Raw genomic sequence first — 21,182 nt, forward strand, 5'->3', positions numbered from 1 at the left:
TCAGATTTCAAGCAGGGCGTAGGGTCGGCCGGTCGGCTTCGTCACGTGCATGGCGACGTTGTACACCGGGGCGCCGCCCGGCGTGCGGCCTTCATAGACACCGCGATGCGCATGGCCATGCACGACCGCGCTGACCTGGAAACGATCGATCGTCTCGGCCAGGCGCGACGAGCCCAGAAATGGAAAAATCTCCAACGGCTCGCCAGCGACCGTCTCGACTATCGGAGCGTAGTGTAGGACGACGAGCGTACGTGCGGTGCGGACCTGCCGCATCGCGTTCTCGAGCCGCATCGACTCGCTGATGCTTTCGGCGACCATGGCCTTGATCGCCGGCTCGCCGAAGGAGCCGAGCATGCGTGGTCCAAAACCGCCTATGAATCCCTTCACTCCGACAAAGCCGATATCCCTGATTTCCGCCGTTTGGCCGTCGAGGAGATGGATGCCGGCCTGCCGAAGTATGGCGATAACGTCGTCGACCGCACCGGATTCATAATCGTGGTTGCCGAGCACGGCGACAACCGGGATCGCGCAGGCACGCAAATCCTCGGCAAGGATTTCGGCTTCATGGGGCTTGCCGAGATTGGTGAGATCCCCGGCGAGCACGAAGATGTCCGCTTCGCGCGAGACCTCGGCGAAGAGATCGCGACAGGCGCCTTGGGCGTCTTCCCTCACATGCAGGTCGCCGACAGCCGCAATCCTGACGGCACCGTCGCTCCCGGTCCTTGCCGTGCCTGCTTTGCCCTCCTCAACCATCGCGAAACTCTCCCGCTCCGCCGACGCCGGCAAAGCCCCATTCCTTGACGTCGATCTCGTAGTCGGTCTGCGAAAGCAGCCGTCCGCGGCAGATTTTCATCCGGGGAGCAGGCAGCTCCCTTTGCTTTGCGAGCCTGTCGAGAAGTTCGTCGAGCAGCCAGGCGGGAACACGATCGCGCTCGCTCGGATAGATCCATCGGAAATTCAGGATATGCATCAGCAGCATCTCCCAGTGCACTTCCAGGTAGGAAAGCAGCCGGTGCCAGTCGATCTGATCTTGCACCTTGAGGATGGTGTGAGCGATGTCGGCGCCGTCGTGGCGGCCTCGGTCCTGGATGAAGCATTTGGACCAGATTAGCTCTGTCGGACCGATGATCCTTACTTGGCTGCCCAGGAGCTCGATTTGCCGGGCATGCTCCAGCCACCCGTCGGTGACAGGCATGGTGCCGTTGGCTGAAGCGAATATGACATCAAAGAAGTGCGTGCCCTTGAAGACCTTCCCAAGCCATCGGTCGTCCTCGACCTCGACCGTATAGCCGGCCTGCTTGAAATGCGCGAGGATGCGGGCGTAGTCGCCGGCCTTGCAGAAAACGTCGAGATCCTTCGTCTGCCGTGTGACGCCCGTATAAGCGGCCAAGGCGTAGGTGCCGGCAACAAGAAAGGGGATGTCCGTCGCGGCGAGTTCGCGGATCGCCTCGGTGTAGAAGACCTCCGCTTCAGCATACTGGAGCGTCGGCGCTGCTTTTGGATTGATCGTCGGAACGGATGCCGGGATGGCGCCTTCCGATGTAGGATCGTTGGTCATGAAACCGTGGCTCCGAGGCCCCGCAAACCTGCAGTTGTCCGTCCTTAACAAAGACACCACCGCATGGTTCCCGTTGCCGCCTGCCGACATTGCGCAACGCATCGTTTTGCCGGAAGGACAAGAAGTCCGAGGGCGGAGCCTTCCCGTCGCTGGCGAGTTTAAGATGCGGGAGAACCGCCTGATGGAGGGTGATCATGGAGGATGCGCGCAAGGCGATACGGGTGAACATCACCGGAAGGGTGCAAGGCGTCTCCTTTCGCATATGGACACAGACCGAGGCCGAAAAGCTCGGCCTTGCCGGATGGGTCCGCAACGAAGATGACGGATCTGTAACGGCGCTGATCGTCGGCGCCGGGAGTGCGGTTTCGACGATGATGACCCGGTTGTGGAAAGGGCCGATCGGGGCATCGGTCGCAAGCGTGACATCCCAGGACATCGACCCCGGCCAGAAGCCGGACGGATTCAGGATCATCGGCTGACCCGTGATCCCCTGTCTTCGGTCACCTGCCTTCGGTCACCGGGGAACAAACGCAAGCGTCACATCCGCAAATATGCCGAGGGTGATCTCGGCGACAACAGTTTCTATTTCCGCGGCGCTGACGGCGCGCTCAACCTGAAAGCTCAGAATCTGATGATGTTCCCTTCATATCGCCGAGGGGATAGACGACCGTACCTGGGAGCATCATTTGCGCGCGGGCGACTATTCCGCCTGGTTCCGCAATCAGATCAAGGACAATGAACTCGCCAACGAGGCCGCCGGTATCGAGGAGGACGCCAGCCTTGACGCGGGCGAAAGCCGAGCCGCCATCGCGGAATTCGTGCATCGCCGCTACACCGCACCTGCTGGTTGAATCCGGACTTATCTGAGGTATACTGGTCGGTGCGTTCACAATTTGCGGACGTAACGGAACCCGGATATGCAACCAGCGTTCGCCCTCTGAGTTGATAGCTCAAATGGAGGCTCAAATGCGTGCCATGAACATCATTACTCTGATCCTGATCATCCTCGGCGGGCTGAACTGGCTGTCCGTCGGGCTCGCGGGCTATGATGTTGCCGCCGGAATCTTCGGTGGCGCAGGCACTATTGCAGCCCGTGTCGCGTATGTGATCGTGGGTCTGTCCGCACTCTGGCAGCTGATGCCGATGGTGTCGAGCTTCACCGAAGGCGAGATAGCTGCCGAGAGGCATATCCGTCACCAATGATGGCTTGAGGCGGTGGAACCATTCCACCGCCTCCCAGCCTTGGCGTCAATGCAGGAAAGTCTCCCTCAGCCAGGCGAAGAACCCTGACTTTCCGGATATTGCCGCACGCACGCGCGTTGCTGCCCATCGCGCCGGCAGCATGGCGCCGACATGGCAATGGCAGACGATTTCGTGCAACTGCCAATCGCTCAGTTCGAAGAAGCGTTTGGCCTCACCGTAGGTGTCATCTTTCAAGCCCTGTGCGCGAAAGATCGGATCCTCGAAGGCAACTGTGATCGGTGAGCCGGCGCTGCGCATTTTCTCGCGTATGTCGGCAGGTTTGTATTCTGTGCCCGTAAGCGCCTCGAGACGCCTGTCGGGATTCTGTTCTAGAAGCTTTGCCCAGCGTTCGAGACGATGGCTCCGGGATGATATGAGATCTGTCGCCTCGGCATGAACGTCGGCAACGACATGTAGTTGGTCAAGTGTCTGATGCTTCACGGCCGCCTCCTATTCAGCAGGTGAATTCGCCCAGCCCTATGAAGAAAACTATGGCGCTCCATGAGCGTCGACAAGGCCCGTATGCACTGCGCAACGGATCATTCCATCACGCTTTGCTGATGGCGCCGGCTCTTATGTCTATGTCGAGCATCGGGCCGGTTGCTGTCAGGTTCGGACAAGATCACGTCGGAACCTTAGGCGAGCGCGGTCGTTCTGCCCGCATCAGCCATAGAGCGAAACCCAGGTCGAAAACGGGTCGCGTCAACATCGGCCGATGTCGACACGGCAAGGCAGCCGAGCGGAAGGAGATCACACCATGGCCATTCTTCCCAATCCCGACCCAACGCCAAATCCGGTGCCTACGCCACCGCCAATTCCTGAACCGAAGCCCATGCGTGAGCCGGAGCCGGACAGGCTTCCGGACGAAGACCCGGTGCCCAATCCGGATGAAAACGACGTGCCGCCCAAGCACTCCATCTCAACCGCCGGCGATCGTCATCCTTGAGCACCTGGCCGGCGCGATCGCTAGCCGCGAACCCGACAACGCCGGTCAGCAAGCGCGGCTATCAGGCGCCAGATACGCTTTGCGGTTCATTTTTCCTCAGCATCTCCGAGGCCTCACGCCAAAACGCTGGCGGAACCTGCGATTGAGGCTCGACCACGGGCTGGTGAATGGCCGGCGCGACGCTCGCCGTGCTGCCGCCCTGGGTGCTTCCTGCAGTTGCGGCGTAGTACTTGGCCAAGATGTAAGCTCAGGAGGAGACCCTATCCTTTATGCGGTTCCGGCCCAGCTCAGTGGCACAACAACTTGTATTGTATGTTTGCTGTTTGTTCTCTACTATATGTGGCACGAATCAGCCGGAAAAACCTTTATGAGCGCCTTCCCCACAGCTCGCTTATTCGATGAATGCCGTCCGCAGAGCAGGGGAACATTTGTCCACCGCAATCCTGATTGGTCCGCAAACTCCAGCACAGGAGAACATGCGAAAATTGTGGAGACGTTCGCAATCGCCCACGGCTGGCGAAATTCGCACATCTATCCGATGACGAGCGTGCGCACCTCCATTGGGCATCACATGCGCTCGGCAGGAATAACGGGCCTTACCGCCTCACGGCCGAAGCGCATGTCATCCATTCGCAAAAAGCTAGTCGCATTGGCGCCAAGCTGGACCATGCCTTCGCGAGAGTCCCGCATGAAAGAAATTCGCGACCTCAATAAGCCCGAGAATTGGCATTCCATATTCTAGAAAATAGAAACTTTGTTCCGGGAAGAGGAATGGAGCTTCGGCTAGACAACAAGGTGGTGCTGGTCACCGGTGCGACGCAAGGCATCGGTCGCGCTATCGCCGAGACGCTTGCGCGTTCCGGCGCCGGCGGCCTGCTGATCACCGGCCGCGAGCCAGTGCGCGGCAACGCTGTCGCGGCATTACTTTCCGAGATGGGCACGCCGGCCACATTCATCGCCGCCGATCTGGCGGATGCCATGGCGCCGGCACGGCTGGTCGAGGAATGCGTCAGCCGTTTCGGTCGCATCGATGCGCTGGTCAACGCCGCCGGCCTGACCAACCGCGCCTCGTTCCTCGACGCAAGCCTCGACGATTGGGCGGCCCTTTTCGCCGTCAACGCACGCGCGCCGTTCTTCCTCATGCAGGCGGCCATCGCGGAAATGCGCAAGCAAGGTCAGGGCGGCGCCATCGTCAACATCCTGTCGATCAATGCGCATTGCGGTTCGCCAGAACTCGCCGTCTATTCCGCCACCAAGGGCGCGCTCGCTACGCTTACCCGCAACGCGGCGAACGCACATCGCTTCGACCGCATCCGCGTCAACGGCATCAACGTCGGCTGGACCGACACGCCGGCCGAACGCATCATGCAGGCCGAGACGCTCGGACATGGTCCGGGCTGGATCGACGCGGCAAATGCCTCGCAGCCTTTCGGCCGCTTGCTGGCGGCGGACGAAGTGGCAAATCTCGCCGTCTTCCTGCTCTCCGACGCTTCTGGGCCGATGACCGGTGCCCTCATCGACCAGGAGCAATGGGTCGTAGGGGCGAACCGGTGACCCCTGCTTCCGCATCGCCCGAAACGCTTGGCCCGGCGTTGCTTAGCCGGCTTCCGGCCTCCGTGCGTGCACCATCCTATGACCGGGCGGCACTTGCCCCAGGCATGGCCCATATCGGCGTCGGCGCCTTCCACCGCTGCCATCAGGCCGAATATACCGACGATCTCCTGTCGCAGGCGCCTTCTTATCGAGGACAGGTAGGAAGACCGACGCCAACGGGTGGTTTTGACCTCGTATCTAACGTTTGGAATATCCGCTCCCACGCGCCCAGATGGCAGTTGGCGGCCAGGGAGAGCTTTGCTGTCGCTTAGAACGACCCAGGCCGTGAACGCCGCATGAACATCAATCTGCCCGCGAATTGTGCCGCGTTTGGCCAGCGGGTTGCTGTGCGGACCGGTTACCGGAAGTCGCATTCTGCAACGAAGAGTTGGGGTTCCGACATCTATTCATTGTCTCAGGCTGCAGATTTGAGGTGATCGATGAAGGCGCGCAGCTTCGGCAGGATTTGGCGCTTGCCAGGATGATAGAGGAAGACGCCCGGCGTCGTGGCGGCGACGCCGTCCAGCACCGACTTGAGTTTTCCTTCGGCTATCGGAACTTCGGCGAGTGGTCGGGGCGTCTGCGCCAGCCCCACGCCCTGCATCGCAGCCCCGAGCAACGTCGAATAGTCGTGCGCGATCAGCGGGCCTGAGACGATCGCTTCGATCGCGCCGTTGCCGTCGACGAAGGACCAGGGCGCGATGGCGCCGTTCGAGCGGCGCATGCGCAAGCAGGCATGGTGGCGCAAGTCGTCCACACGCTCGGGGCGGCCGTGGCGCTCGAGATAGTCGGGGCTGCCGACGACCACGAACGAGAACGGCGGAGTCAGCCGCACCGCAACCATGTCGGCGGCGATGAGCTGGCCGAGGCGGATACCGGCATCGAACCCGCCGGTCGCGAGATCGACCATCTGTTCGCTCGCGGCGATCTCCAGTTCGATCTCAGGATAGGCTTGGCAGAATGACGCGATCACCGGCTCCAAGATCAACGGCACGACGGCGCGGGGTACAGACAGGCGTAGCAGCCCTGTAGGTCGTTGGCCAATATTGCGGGCGGCCTCGCCGGCCGCGACGAGCTCCTCGAAGGCAGGGCCGGCGCGGTCGAGGAACCGCTGACCAGCCTCGGTTAAACCGACGCTCCGCGTCGTGCGGGCGAACAGCGCCGCGCCCATGCGGGATTCCAGGGCGCGCACCGCTTGACTCACGGCGGACGGCGTCACGCCGAGATCCGCGGCGGCACGACGGAAGTTGCGGCGCCTGGCGACAGCCAGGAACGCCTCGACGCCCTCCAGTGCACCATGCCGGACTGTGTAGTTCTGCTTCATAGGTTGTTGTGATTACACCGGATAGTCGAATTGCGGTAGCGGGCTTAGGGGGTAATCGGCTGAAGTCGGAGACATCTTGCAATGACCGATGGACTTGATGGCGTGCGCGACCAGGGAGCGCCGCCTTCGCCAAATCTCGGCGTGGTGATGGGACCGGATTTCACGCGACTCTCCGCCAACCTAGGACGGAATCTCATGGAGGGCCGACTCGGCGTCCTGAGCGCGGTGTTCGAAACCGTGTGAACCAATTGCTGATAGGAGGCCAAATGTCTACGGAAATGGTGTTCCAAACCCATCTTGTTCTCGGCTATGTCGCGTGGCTGCTTTGCTTCGGCGCATACGGTCTGCCGTGGCTCAGGTCGATGGACCGGGTTGCAGCGCAGCGCGCTATCGCTACTCTGCACAGCTTCCGCTTCTTCGGGCTCGTCTTCATCCTTCCGGGCGTCGTAGGCCCCAATCTGGCCGCCGGCTTCGCAGTGTTCGCCGCGTACGGCGACTTCGCAACAGGGGTGCTGGCCATGCTGGCGCTGCTCACGGTGAGGATCCGCCTGCTCTTCTGGCCGTTCGTCGTCGCCTTCAATCTGGTAGGGACGGCCGACCTCATCGTCGACTATTACCACGCCATCCAGGTCGGCCTTCCTGCGCATGCAGAGGAGTTGGGCGCAACCTACGCGATCCCGATCATCTACGTACCGCTACTGATGATCACGCACATCGTCGCATTCTATTTTCTGGTACGTCCTCAGCAAAACACGACTAGAGCTGTTGCAGACGATGCGACAGCATCCTAGACCATTGGAGGTCCGTTTTCGGTCAACAGCCAAAGTTCGCGAAATGGCGCAAACGAGCTTGTCCGCTGCACCTGCCGTTCAACTATAGCCAAGGCTTGACTGGCGGCATTTTCTCGGTGCCGCTGCCCGCCCCATCACACAGCCAAACTGCCCTGCTCCGCCTCCTCGGCATTGGGGTCGCCCGGTGCCGTCGCCCAGGCCAGTTCGACGAGCGTTACGATCCGCCGCCCAAGCCCGTCAAGCTGGCAAACGATGAGGCCCTGCTCCTCGATATAGGTCAGCAGGCGCCGTGCACGGCGCAGCGAGTGTGAGCCGTAGGCGCGGGCGATCGCCGCATCGCTCGGGCAGGGCCAGCCTTCCTTCGCCGCGCGGGCGATCATCATGAACACACCCTGCATATCCTCGGGCAGGATGGAGGCGCGGACCGAGACATCCTGCCACGCGTCATCCCCTGCCATATCGGAGCCCAGGCCGGCGCGGGCGCGCGTCAGCATGCGGCGGAACTCCTGCAGGTCCGGCACGACTGAGGCGAGGCCCTCTATACGGCAGCGGACCACGAATTCCTGATAAAGCACGCCGATGACTCGGAATCCGGCGTCGGGTTGCGCCAGCACGGCGCGCAGAACCCGGTCCACCCGCTGACGCCGCTCCGTCAGGTCTTCGGCGCTGATCGGCGGCTCCACCACTTCAGGACGGATTTCCAGCGCCGCCGATTTCGCCGCCATGAGTTGATCGAGCAGGTCCGGCGACGACCGGCGCTGGGGCCGGACGGTCTCGGGCGGCGGGGCTGCCAGGATAATGGCGCGTGCGTCCTCCAGTGCTGCTTCCGGCAGCGGCATCAGCCGCGGTGTGCCGTTGCGTGCCTGGGTTTCCGTCGGACCGATGCGTAGCCCCAGGGGACGGCGCGAGAGCGCCGGGCCCAGCGCCATGAATTGCCCGCGCTCCAGGTCCCGGAAAGCCTCAGCCTGCCGCCGCTCCATGCCCAGAAGGTCGGCGGCGCGCGCCATGTCGATGTCGAGGAAGGTTCGGCCCATGAGGAAATTGGAGGCCTCGGCGGCGACGTTTTTGGCGAGCTTCGCCAGCCGCTGGGTCGCAATGATCCCGGCAAGCCCGCGTTTGCGGCCACGGCACATCAGGTTCGTCATGGCGCCGAGAGAGAGCTTGCGCGCCTCGTCCGAAACCTCCCCGGCGACTGCCGGAGCGAACAGCTGCGCCTCGTCCACCACCACCAGCATTGGGTACCAGTGGTCGCGGGCGACCTCGAAAAGCCCGCCGAGGAAGGCTGCGGCGCGCCGCATCTGGTTCTCGGCGTCGAGCCCCTCGAGATTGAGCACCGTGGAGACGCGATGGATGCGCGCCCGCTCGCCGGCGCTCTGCAGGCCTCGCTCGGTATGCTCCTCGGCATCGATCACCAAGTGGCCGAAACGGTCGCACAGTGCCACGAAGTCGCCTTCGGGGTCGATGATGGTCTGCTGCACCCAAGGGGCACTCTGCTCCAGCAGCCTGCGCAGCAGATGGGATTTGCCGGAGCCCGAATTGCCCTGCACCAGCAGACGGGTCGCCAGCAGCTCCTCAAGATCCAGTGCCGCCGGGGCGCCTGCGGTCGTGTGTCCCATCTCGATCGCAACGGTCATGTCTCGACTCAAGGTCTCCCTGCGGAGACGGGCTTATCAACCTGATCGCAGCCCGTCGAGCGCTCATGGCCGACCGCTCACCGTGCTGACAACGCTGCTGACCATCCTGCAGATGCCCAAGGGCGCGCGCCGCATCCTGTTCGGGCTCGTCGTGCTGTTCGTCACCGCCGCCTATCTGCGCATTATCGAGGACCGCTGAGGTCTGCCGGCGACATCAGGGCACAAATTCTCGACGGTCATATCATTGGCGGTCAAGGTTTCGAATGTTGCCGCTGCACCCTATGTCATTTGCTACGACACCCAGAAAAAGAGATAGGGGCCCTACCTTGCCGACCGAACCACGTTCTCCACGGCTTGCCGTCCTGATCGACGCAGACAATGCTTCGGCCAAGATTGCCGACGGCTTGTTCGAGGAAATTGCAAAGATCGGCGAGGCAAGCGTTCGTCGCATCTATGGCGATTTCTCCAGCGCCCGTTCAAAGGCGTGGGCCGATGTGCTGTCGAAACACGCAATCATCCCGCAGCAGCAATTCGCCTACACCACAGGCAAGAACGCATCTGATATTACCCTCGTCATCGACGCGATGGACCTCTTGCACAGCGGTCGTTTCGATGGCTTCTGTCTGGTGTCGTCCGACAGCGACTTCACCCGTCTTGCCGCTCGCATCAGGGAAGAGGGCATCGACGTCTACGGGTTCGGAGAGCAGAAGACACCGGAGAGTTTTCGGCAGGCATGCCGCCGGTTCGTATACACCGAGAACCTGCTTCCGGCTGCGCCAGCCGGCACTCAGGATGCAGCAGCACCGACGAAATCGTTGCAGCCACCCAGAGCCGCGACGCCGATCATCACCAGGATCATTTCCCAGATGGAAACCGAGGACGGCTGGGTGCCGCTAGGCACGGTCGGCAATCAGCTCGCCAACCTGGCATCGGACTTCGATCCCAGAACCTTCGGCTTCCGCAAGCTGAGTGACCTGGTGCGCAAGACCAACGCGTTCGAGATCGACCATCCCGAGGGCGGAACGATGCGTATAAGGATCAAGCCCGTGGCGAAGAAGCAAGGGAGATCGAAGGCGCCGGCTTCGCGTCGATGATGTGGTCTGCATCGGCCCATCTCATCACGCAAGGTTCATCACGGAAAGGCAGCGCCGGGACACTGGTCGGACCACCATTTCGCTGGCGGAAATTGCCGTTTGGCGTATCATTCTCAAGGGAGGGGTTCATGGCAGGAGGAGGCAATGAACGTCGTAGCGAAGGCACCTGTCGTTGACTTGACGGCCCAAGAACTTGTTTCGTCTGCGCTTTCAAAATTCCGTGCCGGCGACACCATATCGACCAGGGCCACGCTGGACGCCATCCACCGGATAGGTCCAGCCTGCGAGGACAGCGACGACCATCTGGTCGAGCTTATCGTCATGACGGCAATTGGTAGGACCATGGGGGTCGTGTTCGACCATCGGTCCCGCTAGCCCCGCCGGAACGAATGCCTCATTGCGCCCTTTCGGCTCACCCAGCGCAGGGATGTTTTGGGGAACTCCATGAAATCCCGGTCGTTATGCCCTCGGTTGAAACGAGGAGCGCTGTCATGGCCGACGACAAGACCAGAACCGACAACCGCGACCGCTCGCAAGTGGCCCGTGGCGAGGACCACGAGATCGCGCATCTCGCCGAGGAAGCAGGCATAACACTGGTACAGGCGCGGGCACTTATCAAGCGCCATGGCACAGACCGCAAGGTGTTGCACGAAATAGCCGAGAGCATCAGGGTCGTAAAGGCCGACGCCGAAAGCTAGTTCATGTCGCCCAAAGCTACGCCGCGGTTTTTGGGCAACCTGAAGCGCATGTTCGCAAGAGGGCCTAGTTGCCCAAGGGATGCGGCATATAGCCGACGAAGCCCGCTATCTTCCAGCGGCCGCCTGCTTTTGCGCAGAAATAGAGGGTCTGCCATTTCAGCTTTTCGGCGCTGCCGCCGGGCCTAGCGATCGAGCCGTTGAACTTCTTGTGCAGCACGGCGCGCTCGCCGTCGACATCGATGTCGCGCATGTTGGTGATCCGGAACAGCGCCTCGCGCAACGGCTCGGCGAATTTTGTCGCCGCGGTCTCTTTTGCCTGGCGCAGCCACTCGTCGCGATAGGATTTGAGCGTCGGGAACTGCAGCCGCCAGGCGTCCGCGTCGCTGAGAAAATGAGCGTGCATGCCGAAGAAGCTTGAGGCAACGAAATCGTCCTCGACCATCGACCAGTCCTGGGCCAGGAAAGCGTCGATGTCGCGCCGCACCAGCATCTCCCAAAGCGCGTGACGATCGGCGTCGCCGGCCGGAAACGGATTTTTGTCGAAAGTCATTCTCATTCTCTCCTGTCTGGAAGTGCGCCCACCCCTGGCGGTAAGCTCCGTCCTTCACGATCGCTATCAGCCGGCGATGCGCAAGATGCTGACCCTCTTGTAATAAAGCAACATGCATTTCGAAAAAATGTTGCTTTCCAACAAGACCTCTATGAGGATGATATCGATCGGCGTTACAGCATCGCGGATGCGACGCCACCAAGTCTGAACAGGAGCCATTCCCTTGCCCAAGCAGTGTTTTGGAACATCCCATGTCCCGCTGTCCCCGGCCGTCCGCGCCGGCGATTTCGTCTATGTCTCCGGCCAGGTGCCGGTTGGCAGCGATGGTCTGGTGGTCAAGGGCGGCATCGCCGAGCAGGCCGAGCAAGTGCTTTCGAACGTGACGGCCGCGCTGGCGCTAGCCGGCTGCACCATGGACGACGTGGTCAAGACGACGGTCTGGCTCGAGGATGCGCGCGATTTCGGCACCTTCAACACCGTCTATGCCAGGCATTTCCCGAAAGATCCGCCGGCTCGCACCACCGTGGAGTCGCGCCTGATGATCGACATCAAGATCGAGGTGGAAGCCGTCGCCTACAGACCGGTCTGACAGGAAGACGCAAACGGAGGCAAGCGCCGATGCAATTTGATCTCCTGGTTAAAAGCGGCCGCCTCATCGATCCGGCATCCGGCCTCGACGCGCCCCGCGATGTCGCTATTGCCGATGGCCGCGTCGCAGCGGTTGATACAGACATCCCTGCCGGGCACGCCGCGCGCGTCATCGATGCCGCGGGTTGCATCGTCGCACCCGGTCTCATCGACCTGCACAGCCATGTCTATTGGGGCGGCACCTCGCTCGGCGTCGACGCCGACCGTCTCGCCGCAAGGAGCGGCACCACCACCTTCGTCGATGCAGGAAGTGCCGGCGCCGGCAACTTCCTCGGCTTTCGCCGCCACGTCATCGAGCGCTCGAAGGTCCGCATCTTGGCTTACGTCAACATCTCCTTCGCCGGCATCTTCGGCTTCTCGCAGACCGTCATGGTCGGCGAATGCAGCGATCTCAGGCTTTGCGATCCGCGCGAGGTCGTCGCATCGGTGCGCGAGCACGCCGACGTGATCGTCGGCGTCAAGGTCCGCTCCGGGCGCTTTGCCAGCGGCACCAGCGGCATTGCGCCCGTCGATCTCGCGCTGGAGGCGGCCGACAAGGCCGGCCTGCCGCTGATGGCGCATATCGACGAGCCACCGCCCGGCCGCTCGGAAGTGCTGCCGCGCTTGCGCAGGGGCGACATTCTCACCCACTGCTTCCGGCCGTTTCCCAACGCGCCGATTTTCGCATCGGGCGCGGTGCGGCCGGACATGCGGCTGGCGCGCGAGCGCGGCGTCATCTTCGACATCGGCCACGGCATGGGCTCGTTCGACTTCGAGGTGGCCAGGGCGATGCTCGAGGACGGGCTGGCGCCCGATGTCATCAGCAGCGACGTGCACCTCTACTGCGTCGACGGTCCCGCCTTCGACATTCTGGTCTGCATGTCGAAACTGCTCGCCCTCGGCATGCCGCTCATCGAGGTTCTGCGCGCCGCAACGCAGCGGCCGGCCGAGGCGATTGCAAGGCCCGATCTCGGCACGCTCAGGGTTGGCGCCGTCGGCGACGTCTCCGTGCTGCGGCAGCGTTCGGGCCGCTTCACCTTCGTCGATGCGGTTGGCGCGTCGTTGGTCGCCGAGCAGAGGCTGGTTGCGGACGGCATCGTCATCGGCGGTGCCTGGTGGCCAAACGAGGCAGTGGATGACCGCGCTATCGAGCGTTTCGAAGGCCATGCCCGCCACACGCATGTCGACGTCGCGGGTAAGCACTTCGGGCACAATCACGAGTGAGGGTGTGCCGGCGAGGGCTGCTAGCGGTCCCTGGCGACTGGACTCAAGCTGCCAGTCGGATGATGTGGATCAATATCGAACGCGATATCCGGAGGTACAATTCCACACCATTGAAACAGTGAAGTGGAGCGAGAATGATCGAATTGCTGGGGATCGATAATGTCATGTTCCATGTTGGCGATCTCGAAACCGCCATCCCATTCTACGAGAGCTGCGGCTTCGTCCTGAAGTTCCGCGTCGATGAAAAGCAGATGGCGCTTTTTGATATCGGTCCCGAGGGGCCCGGTCTTGTGATCCGGACCGACGAAGGCTCGCCAGCCGGCAGGCTTTGGGTCGAAGTGCGAAATGCCGACGAGGTCCGTCAGAAGCTTCTCACCAAAGGACTGACTTCATCGCCCATTGAAACCGCCACCGGCATCACTTGCGAGATCGTCGATCCCTTTGGCAATTGCATCGGTTTCGCTGACTATAGCAAGAGACCGGACTTGGCGCGTCGATGACGTCATGCGGCCGAGCCGCGGTCCCTGCTCTGGTCCGTTCCCGAATCTACTGCCCCGGCGTGCCATAGACCGGCGTTGCAATACCTTCCATTCGCGCCTTGAGCTGCAGCGCCACGAATTTCGAATAGAATCGCGACAGCGCCAGGTTGCCGCCGTGGAACCACAGCGCTTCCTGCGCGGTCGGCTTCCACATGTTGCGCAATTCGCCTTGCCATGGTCCCGGATCGTTTCTTGTGCCCGAGCCCAGCCCCCAGCACGGGCCGACTTTGTCCGCGACCTCGCGCGAGACGATTGCCGCCACGGTCTCGTTCATGGATTGATAGCCGGTGCAGGAGATGATCACGTCCGCCGCCAGTTCCGTGCCGTCGTCGAAGAGTATGCCCGTCGGCGTCAGCGACTTGATCTCCACGCCGCTGCGGATGCCGATCTCACCGTCGATGATCAGGTCCGACGCACCGACGTCGATGTAGTAGCCGGAGCCGGTGCGGTAGGCCTTCATCAGAAGCCCGGTCTCGTCGTCGCCGAAATCGATGGCGAAGCCCGCGCTGCGCAGCCGCTCGTAGAACGCTGCGTCGCGGGCCTTGATGATGTCGTAGAGCGCCCTCTGGCTTTCAGGCAGCAGCGCGAACGGCGTCGATGCGACGATCATATCGGCCTTCTCGGTGGTGATGCCGCGCGCCAGCGCCCTCTCCGAAAAAATCTCGAACCCCACCTCCATCAGCGTGTCCGACTTGACGACCGTCGTCGGCGATCGCTGGATCATAGTGACCTTGGCGCCGCTCTCCCAGAGGTCGACGCCGACATCGTGGCCCGAGCTTGCCGCGCCGATGACCGCGCAGGCCTTGCCGCGAAACTTCTCGCCGCTGGAATACTGGCTGGAATGAAGCAGCTCACCCTGGAACGCATCGGCGCCCGGTAGGTCGATCTGCCTCGGCGGACCATAGACGCCGGTGGCGAAGACGATGTGCTTCGGCTTCAGCGTGATGCGCTCGCCGGCGCGATCGACCTCGACCGTCCAGACTTTCTCCATCTCGTCATAGGCAGCGCTGACGCATCTCGTGGAGGTCCAGTAATTGAGCTCCATGACGCGCGTGTACATCTCCAGCCAGTCGCCCATCTTGTCCTTGGGCGTGAACACCGGCCAGTTTTCGGGGAACGGGATGTAGGGCAGATGGTCGTACCAGACCGGATCGTGCAGCACGAGCGTGCGATAGCGTTTGCGCCAGGAATCACCGGCTTGCGCATTCTTCTCGATGATGATGGCCGGCACGCCCAGTTGCCTCAACCGCGCGCCCAGCATGATGCCGCCCTGGCCACCGCCGATGACCAGGCAGTAGGGCTGCTGGCTGGTGCCGAGGTCGCGCGCCTCGCGTCGCCTGGCCTCCAGCCAGGTCTCGCGCTCCGGGTCCGCCTTGTGGCGGACACCCAGAGGCCGCGCGGGGCCCTTCTGCTCCTCAAAGCACTTGAGTTCGCTCATCGCCGTGAACAGTGTTCGGCATCTGCCGTCCCGCAGGCGCACGACACCCTCGCCTCGCGCCGATGACGTCTCGAAGGTGAACCAGGCTTCGACGAGGCCTTCGTCGGAGCTCGCCTCGCCCGACAAGGCCCATGCGGTCGGCCTGGTCGCCGCCAGCGTCGCCTCGAGCATGTCGTGGATCGCCGCTCGACCTTCCATGGTCTTGATGTTCCAGGTGAAGGTCAGCAGGTCACGCCAGTAGCAGTCGTCGACGAACAGGTTGGTCGCTACTGCTGTGTCGCCCGCCTCGAGTGCCCGCGACAGGGAACCAAGCCAGGTGGCCGCCTGCTTCGATGGTGCCATGTCGAGCATCTGTCTTCCTCTTCTTCGGCAATCCTCTCATGCGCGGCCTGATCGTATTGACGACAAGGGTGGCCGCGCAATCTCTCAGTCCCCGAGCGGCTCCATCTCCTTGCCGGTGCGGTGGATCTGGGCGTTGTATTTGATGCGGCGAACCGTTTCGCGCGCCGAGCCGTCGAGTTTGTAGGCGGCCGCCACCGCCATCAGGTCGATCGCGGCCAGGAAAGCAAACCGCGAGGCTGTCGGCTTCAGCGTGTCGGGATATTCTGGCACCGCCACCGTCAGCCTGACGTCGCAAGCCCGCGCAAGGTCGGTGTCGGGCGCGGTCACGCAGATCGCGTTGGCGCGGTAGTGCTTGGCAAGTTCCACGGCCTCGATCACCTCGCGCGTGCGTCCCGTCGCCGAAATGGCGATCACCAGGTCCCCGGGTTTCAATGTCGAGGCCGTCATCCGCATCAGATACGGATCGCATTGGGCGCTAATGGTAATGCCGTAGCGGAACAGCCGGTACTGGGTTTCCTGCGCCAGCGCCGAAGAGCTGCCGCCGAGCCCGAACACCGTCACCTGGCGCGCCTTGGCAATGAGTTCCGCCGCCTTCTGCAACTGCGCCGGATCGAGCTGCCGCTCGGCCTCCTGCAGCGCCCGGCGCGCCTCGCCGAACACCGCGTTCCAGAACGGCATCCCATTGTCGTTGCTCGTAGGTGGCGGCTTGCTCAGGTAAAGCGCACCGACGACAAGGCTCTGCGCCAGCTTCAGCTTGAAATCGCGCACGCCTTCGCAGCCGATGGCGCGGCAGAAGCGGGTCACGGTGGGCTCGCTGACCTCAGCGCGTTGGGCGAGCGCGGCATTGGAAGCGTCGACCGCGAACTTCACGTTGTCGAGCACGACATCGGCGACGCGACGCTCCGCCGGGCTAAGGTCACCGTAGGAGTCCTTCACCAGCGAGATGATGTCGGGGATGCGCCTGACATGGTCGTGCCCGTCGGGCTCGTCGCCAGAGGTCTGCCGTGCCGGGCTGTCAGCTTCGGTCATGAAGTCAGTCTTCCTCCGCCGTTTGTCGACCTAGCCTCTATCATATTTGCGCGCTGCCGTTCCATGCGCTTGCGGGGAGGTCCTCGCGTAAGGCTTCTCACCACAGTCAGTTTTTAGGATTATGTAGGAAAGTAACAAGCTTATCAAGATGCAAAAAAACAGTATGAAAACAATACGATACATATGCGATTGCTCACCTGACGCTTGAACGCATCTGCGCGTCGCTTGACAGGAAAGTAGGATAGTTACAGACTGATTTCTCTAGACGGATGAGCCACTGGATCATCGCGCATATCCCCGAGGGGCGCATGAACGCGGGCAATGCAACGACCCCGAAGCTTGGTGTGCAGGCAGCGACCAAGATCTACCATACGGCTTCCGGCGACCTGCTGGCGCTGGACCGCTGCAGCCTCGACGTTCCTGCCAATGAAATCGTCTCGATCGTCGGCCCCTCCGGCTGTGGCAAGACCACCCTTTTGTGGTCGATGTCCGGCCTGCATCGCCTGACCAGCGGCGCAATCCTGCTCGACGGCAGAGAGATCACCGGTCCGCATCCCGATATCGGCATCGTCTTCCAGGAGGCAAACCTGCTGCCTTGGCGCAATCTCGACGCCAACATCCGTTTTCCGTTCGAGATCAAGGGGGAGAAGCCGGATCGCGCCTGGATCGCGCATCTGCTTCACCGCGTCGGGCTCGACGGCTTCGGCGGCAAGTTTCCGCGCGAGCTTTCGGGCGGCATGCAGCAGCGTGCCGCGATCGTTCGAGCGCTGTCGCTCAAGCCGTCCGTTCTGCTGATGGACGAGCCGTTCGGCTCGCTCGACAGCTTCACCCGTGAGGAGATGAACCGGCTCGTCGAGGAGATCTGGCTCGACACCAAGACCACCATCGTCTTCATCACCCACAGCATCGAGGAGGCGATTTTCCTCTCCGACAGGGTGGCGGTACTGAGCGCTCGGCCCGGGCGCGTTGCCAAGGAATATCGCGTGCCGTTTCCACGGCCACGCTCGCTGGAGATCATGGCGACGAAAGAGGTCTTCGACCTCACCAACACCATCAAGATGGACATTGTCGGCGACCGCGTCCGGCCGAAGACGCCGGATCACCATGCAGCTGAAATCGTGAGGATCAGGCCGTGAGCGGAGGCGACGCCATCCCGGAATTCTCGAAGACCAAGGCAGGCGACGGGCACGACGTCAGCCTCACCAACCTTTCGGCCTTCGCCAGTGGTCCCGGCATCAAGTCGGGCACCGAGGTCGCCGCCATCGCCGCCGTTGCTGTGGTCATCATCGGCGGCATCGAGCTGGCGCTGCGGCTGTTTCATGTGCCGCCATACATCATGCCGCCGCCAAGCGCGATCGCCTACGCGCTGTTCGACGAATTCCCGCTGATCGCGCCGCATCTTGGCTACACGCTGGTCGAGTTGGTCGCCGGCTTCGCGATCGGCGCCATCATCGGCTTGGTCATGGCCGCCGTGATCACGCAATTTCCGTTCGCCGAGAAGATCGTCGCGCCTTACATCCTGCTGCTGGTCACCACGCCGATGCTGGCGCTGGTGCCGCTTTTGATCCTGCGTTTCGGTTTCGGCTATACGCCGCGCATCATTGCGGTGGCGCTCGCCGCCGGGCCGATGGTGATGATCAACGCCGCGACCGGCTTTCGCCGCGTCGACAGCGCCAAGATCGCGCTGGCGCGCTCCTATGGCGCCAGCACCTTGCAGATCTTCTGGAAAATCCGCGCGCCGATGGCGCTGCCGATGATCCTCGTCGGCCTGATGATCGGCGCGATCTTTGGACTGCTGACCGCGGTTGGCGCAGAGATGGTCGGCGGCGGCTTCGGCCTCGGCAACCGGCTGACCACCTATTCGTCGATGATCCAGATGCCGCAATTCTTCGCGGTGGTTCTGGTCCTCTCGGCGCTCGGCATCCTCATCTACGTGCTCTTCTTCCTGATCGGCAAGAGGTGGGCAAGCTGGGAGGCATGATGCATGTCACCCAAAAGTGCGCAGCGGTTTTGGGACACGACGTGCATGGAGGCAAAGACTTAAAGCGCGCCGCGTGAATCTTATCGGACGCGACATGCGCTAAGCGCCGGAGAACGATGGCGCCCGGGAGGCGGGCGACAAGGCAGAGATTACCAAGCAACAAAAAGGGGAAATGCCATGACCAAACAAAGTTCCATCGACATCGGTCCAAAAGCAGGCATCAGCCGCCGTTATTTCCTGCAGGTGAGCGGCGCCGGGCTGGTGACGGCCACGGCGCTCGGCGCCTCGGGCATCAGGGCGAAGGCCGAGCCCTACAGCAAGTTCACCTGGATTTCGCCGCGTGGCACGCTCGAAGTGCTCGACGACTATCCGTATTGGGGAGCCAAGAAGGCAGGCTATTTCGGTGACCTCAACACCGATATGCAGCCTGGCCCGTCGGACGGCACCGCCACGGTGAAGTTCGTCGATGTCGGCCAGGCCGACATGGGCTTCCCCTCGCCCGGCGTCTTCTCCTTCGCCATCCAGAACGGCATGAAGCTCAAATCCGTGTTCCACATGGGCGCGCGCGATACGTTCAGCTTCGCCTTCCGCAAGGGAGAGGGATCGAAGGATCTGAAGTCACTCGAAGGCAAGACCATCCTGCTCGGCTCGGCCGCATGGCAGTCGATCACCGATCCGCTGCTGGCGTCGCAAGGCGTCGACATCAAGAAGGTGAAGTATGTCGAGGCCGGCTGGCCGACCTGGGGCACAGCGCTTGCCGGCGGCCAGGGCGATGCGGCTCTGTCGTGGGAAGGGCTGCGCGCCGAGTGGATCGCCAAGGGCCTGGACTTCGAATACTGGCTCGGCGTGCAGAACTCGAAGCTGCCGGCCAACACTTTCGTCGTTCGGGCAGCCGATCTCGAGGATCCCGAGCGCAAGGCGTTCCTGGAGAAATATCTGCGCGGCTGGGCGATGGGTCTTGAGTTTGGGTACCAAAATCCGCGCGCGGCCGTCGAAGCGGTGTTCGAGCAGTTCCCGACGCTGGCCAAGAATCTCGGGCCTGAGCTCGGCACCACCTCGATCCTGCAGCAGATCAACGTCTTCCGCGGCGACATGGACAGGCGCGGCGGCTGGGGCTCGCACGACATGGCGAGCTGGCAGGGCTTCTTCGACGAAATCCACAAGATCGGCCAGATCAGCAATCCGGTGAAGGCCGAGGACGTCTGCACCAACGAACTGATCGGCCCGGCCAACAGCTTCGACAAGGCCAAGGTCAAGGCCGACGCCGACGGCTACAAGCTGTCGGAGAGCTTTGCCGCGCTCGATGTCGAGAACATCAAGGCGCATCTGTTCGACTCGGCGGTCAAGTAGGGCGCCGGCAAACGACCATACGGGCGGCGACCCGATCGCCGCCCGCGACTCAAGCAAGAACAAGGGAGGTGGCTTTGTCCGACAAGGTGAAAGTGCTGGTGATTGGTCTCGGCAACATGGGCGCATCGCATGCCAGCGCCTATCACCGGCTCGACGGGTTCGAGATCGTCGGCCTCATGAGCCGCTCAATCAAGAGCAACAAGAAGATCCCGGCGGAACTATCAGGCTACCCGCTCTACGAGGATTTCGACCAGGCGCTGAAGGAGACCAGGCCGGACGCCGTTTCCATCAACAGCTGGCCCAACACCCATGCCGAATATGCGCTGAAGGCGATCGCCGCAAGCTGCCATGTGTTCATGGAAAAGCCGCTCGCCACCAACATCGAGGACGCCGAAAAGGTCGTCGCCGCAGCGCGTGCAAAGAATCGCAAGCTGGTGCTCGGCTATATCTTGCGCGTCCACCCCTCGTGGATCAAGTTCATCGAGGTCGGCAGGACGCTGGGCAAGCCGCTGGTCATGCGCCTCAACCTCAACCAGCAGAGCAGCGGCAGCGCCTGGCACTGGCATAAGAACCTGATCGACTCGCTGATCCCGATCGTCGATTGCGGTGTGCACTATGTCGACGTGATGTGCCAGTTGACCGGCGCCAAGCCGGTCCGCGTCCACGGCATCGGTGCCAAATTGTGGGCGGATGCAGCCAAGCAGAATTACGGGCATCTGCACGTCACCTTCGATGACGGTTCGGTCGGCTGGTATGAGGCCGGCTGGGGACCGATGATGAGCGAGACGGCATATTTCGTGAAGGACGTCGTCGGCCCCAAGGGCGCCGTCTCCATTGTCGCCGGGCAAACGGCAAGCAACGCGGCTGACGCCGAAGTGTCTGATTCCGCCGACATCGATCGCCACACCAAGACCGATGCGCTGAAGATCCACTACGCTGAGGTCGACGACGCCAAGAATTTCAAGAAGCCGGACGAGATCGTCAGCATGGAGGACGAACCCGGTCACCAGGAGCTTTGCGATCGCGAGCAGGCATTCTTCCTGCGCGCCATCCGCGACGATCTCGATCTGACTGAGCAGATGAATGCTGCCGTCAACAGCCTGCGCATCGTGCTTGCCGCCGAGCAGAGCATCGAAGAGCGGCGGACGATCGAGTTGGCCTGACCGTGCCGCGCAACTGAAGCGGCGGCCACGACGGTCCGCGGGCTGCCGCAACGGTCCTC

25 protein-coding genes and 3 pseudogenes are annotated in these 21,182 nt (G+C 62.4%); 20 read left to right on the forward strand and 8 right to left on the reverse strand.

Features of this window, described 5'->3' with window-relative positions:
* A complete protein-coding gene (locus EN859_RS26050; RefSeq protein WP_127855570.1) occupies positions 1–753 on the reverse strand; it encodes a metallophosphoesterase in 753 nt (250 codons plus the stop codon).
* Positions 746–1,558: a hypothetical protein gene (locus EN859_RS26055; RefSeq protein ID WP_127855569.1), complete on the reverse strand. Its 813-nt coding sequence runs from the start codon at positions 1,556–1,558 to the stop codon at positions 746–748. Before EN859_RS26055 ends, EN859_RS26050 begins: the two co-directional genes overlap by 8 nt.
* A 194-nt stretch (positions 1,559–1,752) precedes the next feature.
* On the opposite strand from EN859_RS26055, the gene EN859_RS26060 reads away from it, so the two are divergent.
* The 3 genes and pseudogenes from EN859_RS26060 to EN859_RS26070 all read left to right on the forward strand — a co-directional run bounded on the left by EN859_RS26060 (position 1,753) and on the right by EN859_RS26070 (position 2,761).
* Positions 1,753–2,037, forward strand: coding sequence for an acylphosphatase (locus EN859_RS26060; RefSeq protein WP_127855568.1), 285 nt, complete (start codon positions 1,753–1,755; stop codon positions 2,035–2,037).
* A gap of 50 nt (positions 2,038–2,087) precedes the next feature.
* Positions 2,088–2,409: pseudogene (locus tag EN859_RS26065) on the forward strand (phosphoglycolate phosphatase); the annotation flags it as partial.
* A gap of 115 nt (positions 2,410–2,524) precedes the next feature.
* A complete protein-coding gene (locus EN859_RS26070; RefSeq protein WP_127855567.1) occupies positions 2,525–2,761 on the forward strand; it encodes a DUF378 domain-containing protein in 237 nt (78 codons plus the stop codon).
* 45 nt (positions 2,762–2,806) lie between these two features.
* Here the strand turns inward: EN859_RS26070 and EN859_RS26075 are convergent, their stop codons facing one another.
* A complete protein-coding gene (locus EN859_RS26075; protein WP_127855566.1) occupies positions 2,807–3,241 on the reverse strand; it encodes a hypothetical protein in 435 nt (144 codons plus the stop codon).
* Positions 3,242–3,557: 316 nt separating this feature from the next.
* On the opposite strand from EN859_RS26075, the gene EN859_RS26080 reads away from it, so the two are divergent.
* From EN859_RS26080 to EN859_RS26095, 4 genes and pseudogenes are all read left to right on the forward strand, one after another.
* Positions 3,558–3,746, forward strand: a complete 189-nt coding sequence (locus EN859_RS26080; protein WP_127855565.1) for a hypothetical protein — start codon at positions 3,558–3,560, stop codon at positions 3,744–3,746.
* A 142-nt stretch (positions 3,747–3,888) separates the two neighbouring features.
* Entirely contained in the window at positions 3,889–4,488 is a 600-nt protein-coding gene (locus tag EN859_RS26085) for a hypothetical protein (RefSeq protein ID WP_127855564.1), read from the forward strand.
* 29 nt (positions 4,489–4,517) lie between these two features.
* Positions 4,518–5,300, forward strand: a complete 783-nt coding sequence (locus EN859_RS26090) for an SDR family oxidoreductase (protein WP_127855563.1) — start codon at positions 4,518–4,520, stop codon at positions 5,298–5,300.
* Positions 5,276–5,476 (forward strand): annotated as a pseudogene (locus EN859_RS26095) (hypothetical protein); the annotation flags it as partial. The gene EN859_RS26090 and the pseudogene EN859_RS26095, both read left to right, overlap by 25 nt.
* 278 nt (positions 5,477–5,754) lie before the next feature.
* Here EN859_RS26095 and EN859_RS26100 read toward each other — a convergent pair.
* Positions 5,755–6,663: a LysR family transcriptional regulator gene (locus tag EN859_RS26100; protein ID WP_127855562.1), complete on the reverse strand. Its 909-nt coding sequence runs from the start codon at positions 6,661–6,663 to the stop codon at positions 5,755–5,757.
* A gap of 81 nt (positions 6,664–6,744) precedes the next feature.
* Here EN859_RS26100 and EN859_RS26105 point away from each other — a divergent pair, with 81 nt between their 5' ends.
* Together EN859_RS26105 and EN859_RS26110 are read left to right on the forward strand one after the other, a co-directional pair.
* Positions 6,745–6,906, forward strand: a complete 162-nt coding sequence (locus tag EN859_RS26105) for a hypothetical protein (protein ID WP_245525707.1) — start codon at positions 6,745–6,747, stop codon at positions 6,904–6,906.
* A 23-nt stretch (positions 6,907–6,929) separates the two neighbouring features.
* Positions 6,930–7,454 carry a hypothetical protein gene (locus EN859_RS26110; protein WP_127855561.1) on the forward strand — a complete coding sequence of 175 codons (525 nt, stop codon included), beginning with the start codon at positions 6,930–6,932 and terminating at the stop codon, positions 7,452–7,454.
* Between the two features lie 134 nt (positions 7,455–7,588).
* Here EN859_RS26110 and EN859_RS26115 read toward each other — a convergent pair whose 3' ends face one another.
* Complete coding sequence (locus tag EN859_RS26115; protein WP_127855560.1) at positions 7,589–9,088, reverse strand: ATP-binding protein; 1,500 nt, start codon at positions 9,086–9,088, stop codon at positions 7,589–7,591.
* Positions 9,089–9,164: 76 nt separating this feature from the next.
* Here EN859_RS26115 and EN859_RS26120 point away from each other — a divergent pair.
* From EN859_RS26120 to EN859_RS26135, 4 genes and pseudogenes are all read left to right on the forward strand, one after another.
* A pseudogene (locus EN859_RS26120) lies at positions 9,165–9,287 on the forward strand (ABC transporter permease); the annotation flags it as partial.
* 127 nt (positions 9,288–9,414) lie between these two features.
* Positions 9,415–10,182 (forward strand): NYN domain-containing protein, encoded by a 768-nt coding sequence (locus EN859_RS26125; RefSeq protein ID WP_127855559.1) that lies wholly within the window; start codon positions 9,415–9,417, stop codon positions 10,180–10,182.
* A gap of 144 nt (positions 10,183–10,326) precedes the next feature.
* Positions 10,327–10,557, forward strand: coding sequence for a hypothetical protein (locus tag EN859_RS26130; RefSeq protein ID WP_127855558.1), 231 nt, complete (start codon positions 10,327–10,329; stop codon positions 10,555–10,557).
* A 116-nt stretch (positions 10,558–10,673) separates the two neighbouring features.
* Entirely contained in the window at positions 10,674–10,880 is a 207-nt protein-coding gene (locus EN859_RS26135) for a DUF3606 domain-containing protein (RefSeq protein WP_127855557.1), read from the forward strand.
* A gap of 64 nt (positions 10,881–10,944) precedes the next feature.
* Here EN859_RS26135 and EN859_RS26140 read toward each other — a convergent pair whose 3' ends face one another.
* The gene (locus tag EN859_RS26140; protein ID WP_127855556.1) at positions 10,945–11,430 is read right to left on the reverse strand and encodes a hypothetical protein; all 486 of its coding nucleotides are present in this window, start codon (positions 11,428–11,430) and stop codon (positions 10,945–10,947) included.
* 223 nt (positions 11,431–11,653) lie between these two features.
* On the opposite strand from EN859_RS26140, the gene EN859_RS26145 reads away from it, so the two are divergent.
* From EN859_RS26145 to EN859_RS26155, 3 genes are all read left to right on the forward strand, one after another.
* On the forward strand, positions 11,654–12,019 hold the full coding sequence (locus tag EN859_RS26145; protein WP_127855555.1) for a RidA family protein: 366 nt from the start codon (positions 11,654–11,656) through the stop codon (positions 12,017–12,019).
* A gap of 29 nt (positions 12,020–12,048) precedes the next feature.
* Positions 12,049–13,281, forward strand: coding sequence for an amidohydrolase/deacetylase family metallohydrolase (locus tag EN859_RS26150; RefSeq protein WP_127855554.1), 1,233 nt, complete (start codon positions 12,049–12,051; stop codon positions 13,279–13,281).
* A gap of 134 nt (positions 13,282–13,415) precedes the next feature.
* A complete protein-coding gene (locus EN859_RS26155; RefSeq protein WP_127855553.1) occupies positions 13,416–13,781 on the forward strand; it encodes a VOC family protein in 366 nt (121 codons plus the stop codon).
* Between the two features lie 46 nt (positions 13,782–13,827).
* On the opposite strand, the gene EN859_RS26160 is transcribed toward EN859_RS26155, so the two are convergent.
* Both EN859_RS26160 and EN859_RS26165 read right to left on the reverse strand, forming a co-directional pair.
* Complete coding sequence (locus tag EN859_RS26160; RefSeq protein WP_127855552.1) at positions 13,828–15,609, reverse strand: NAD(P)/FAD-dependent oxidoreductase; 1,782 nt, start codon at positions 15,607–15,609, stop codon at positions 13,828–13,830.
* 75 nt (positions 15,610–15,684) lie between these two features.
* On the reverse strand, positions 15,685–16,629 hold the full coding sequence (locus tag EN859_RS26165; RefSeq protein WP_127855551.1) for a MurR/RpiR family transcriptional regulator: 945 nt from the start codon (positions 16,627–16,629) through the stop codon (positions 15,685–15,687).
* A gap of 308 nt (positions 16,630–16,937) precedes the next feature.
* Here EN859_RS26165 and EN859_RS26170 point away from each other — a divergent pair, with 308 nt between their 5' ends.
* From EN859_RS26170 to EN859_RS26185, 4 genes are all read left to right on the forward strand, one after another.
* Entirely contained in the window at positions 16,938–17,765 is an 828-nt protein-coding gene (locus tag EN859_RS26170; protein ID WP_127855624.1) for an ABC transporter ATP-binding protein, read from the forward strand.
* A complete protein-coding gene (locus EN859_RS26175; RefSeq protein WP_127855550.1) occupies positions 17,762–18,610 on the forward strand; it encodes an ABC transporter permease in 849 nt (282 codons plus the stop codon). The genes EN859_RS26170 and EN859_RS26175 overlap by 4 nt, the downstream gene beginning before the upstream one ends.
* 177 nt (positions 18,611–18,787) lie before the next feature.
* Positions 18,788–19,960 (forward strand): ABC transporter substrate-binding protein, encoded by a 1,173-nt coding sequence (locus tag EN859_RS26180; protein ID WP_127855549.1) that lies wholly within the window; start codon positions 18,788–18,790, stop codon positions 19,958–19,960.
* 74 nt (positions 19,961–20,034) lie between these two features.
* The gene (locus EN859_RS26185; RefSeq protein ID WP_127855548.1) at positions 20,035–21,123 is read left to right on the forward strand and encodes a Gfo/Idh/MocA family oxidoreductase; all 1,089 of its coding nucleotides are present in this window, start codon (positions 20,035–20,037) and stop codon (positions 21,121–21,123) included.
* The last annotated feature ends 59 nt before the right edge of the window (positions 21,124–21,182 follow it).

The sequence above is a fragment of the Mesorhizobium sp. M00.F.Ca.ET.216.01.1.1 genome, from assembly GCF_004010325.2.
Lineage (GTDB): Bacteria > Pseudomonadota > Alphaproteobacteria > Rhizobiales > Rhizobiaceae > Mesorhizobium.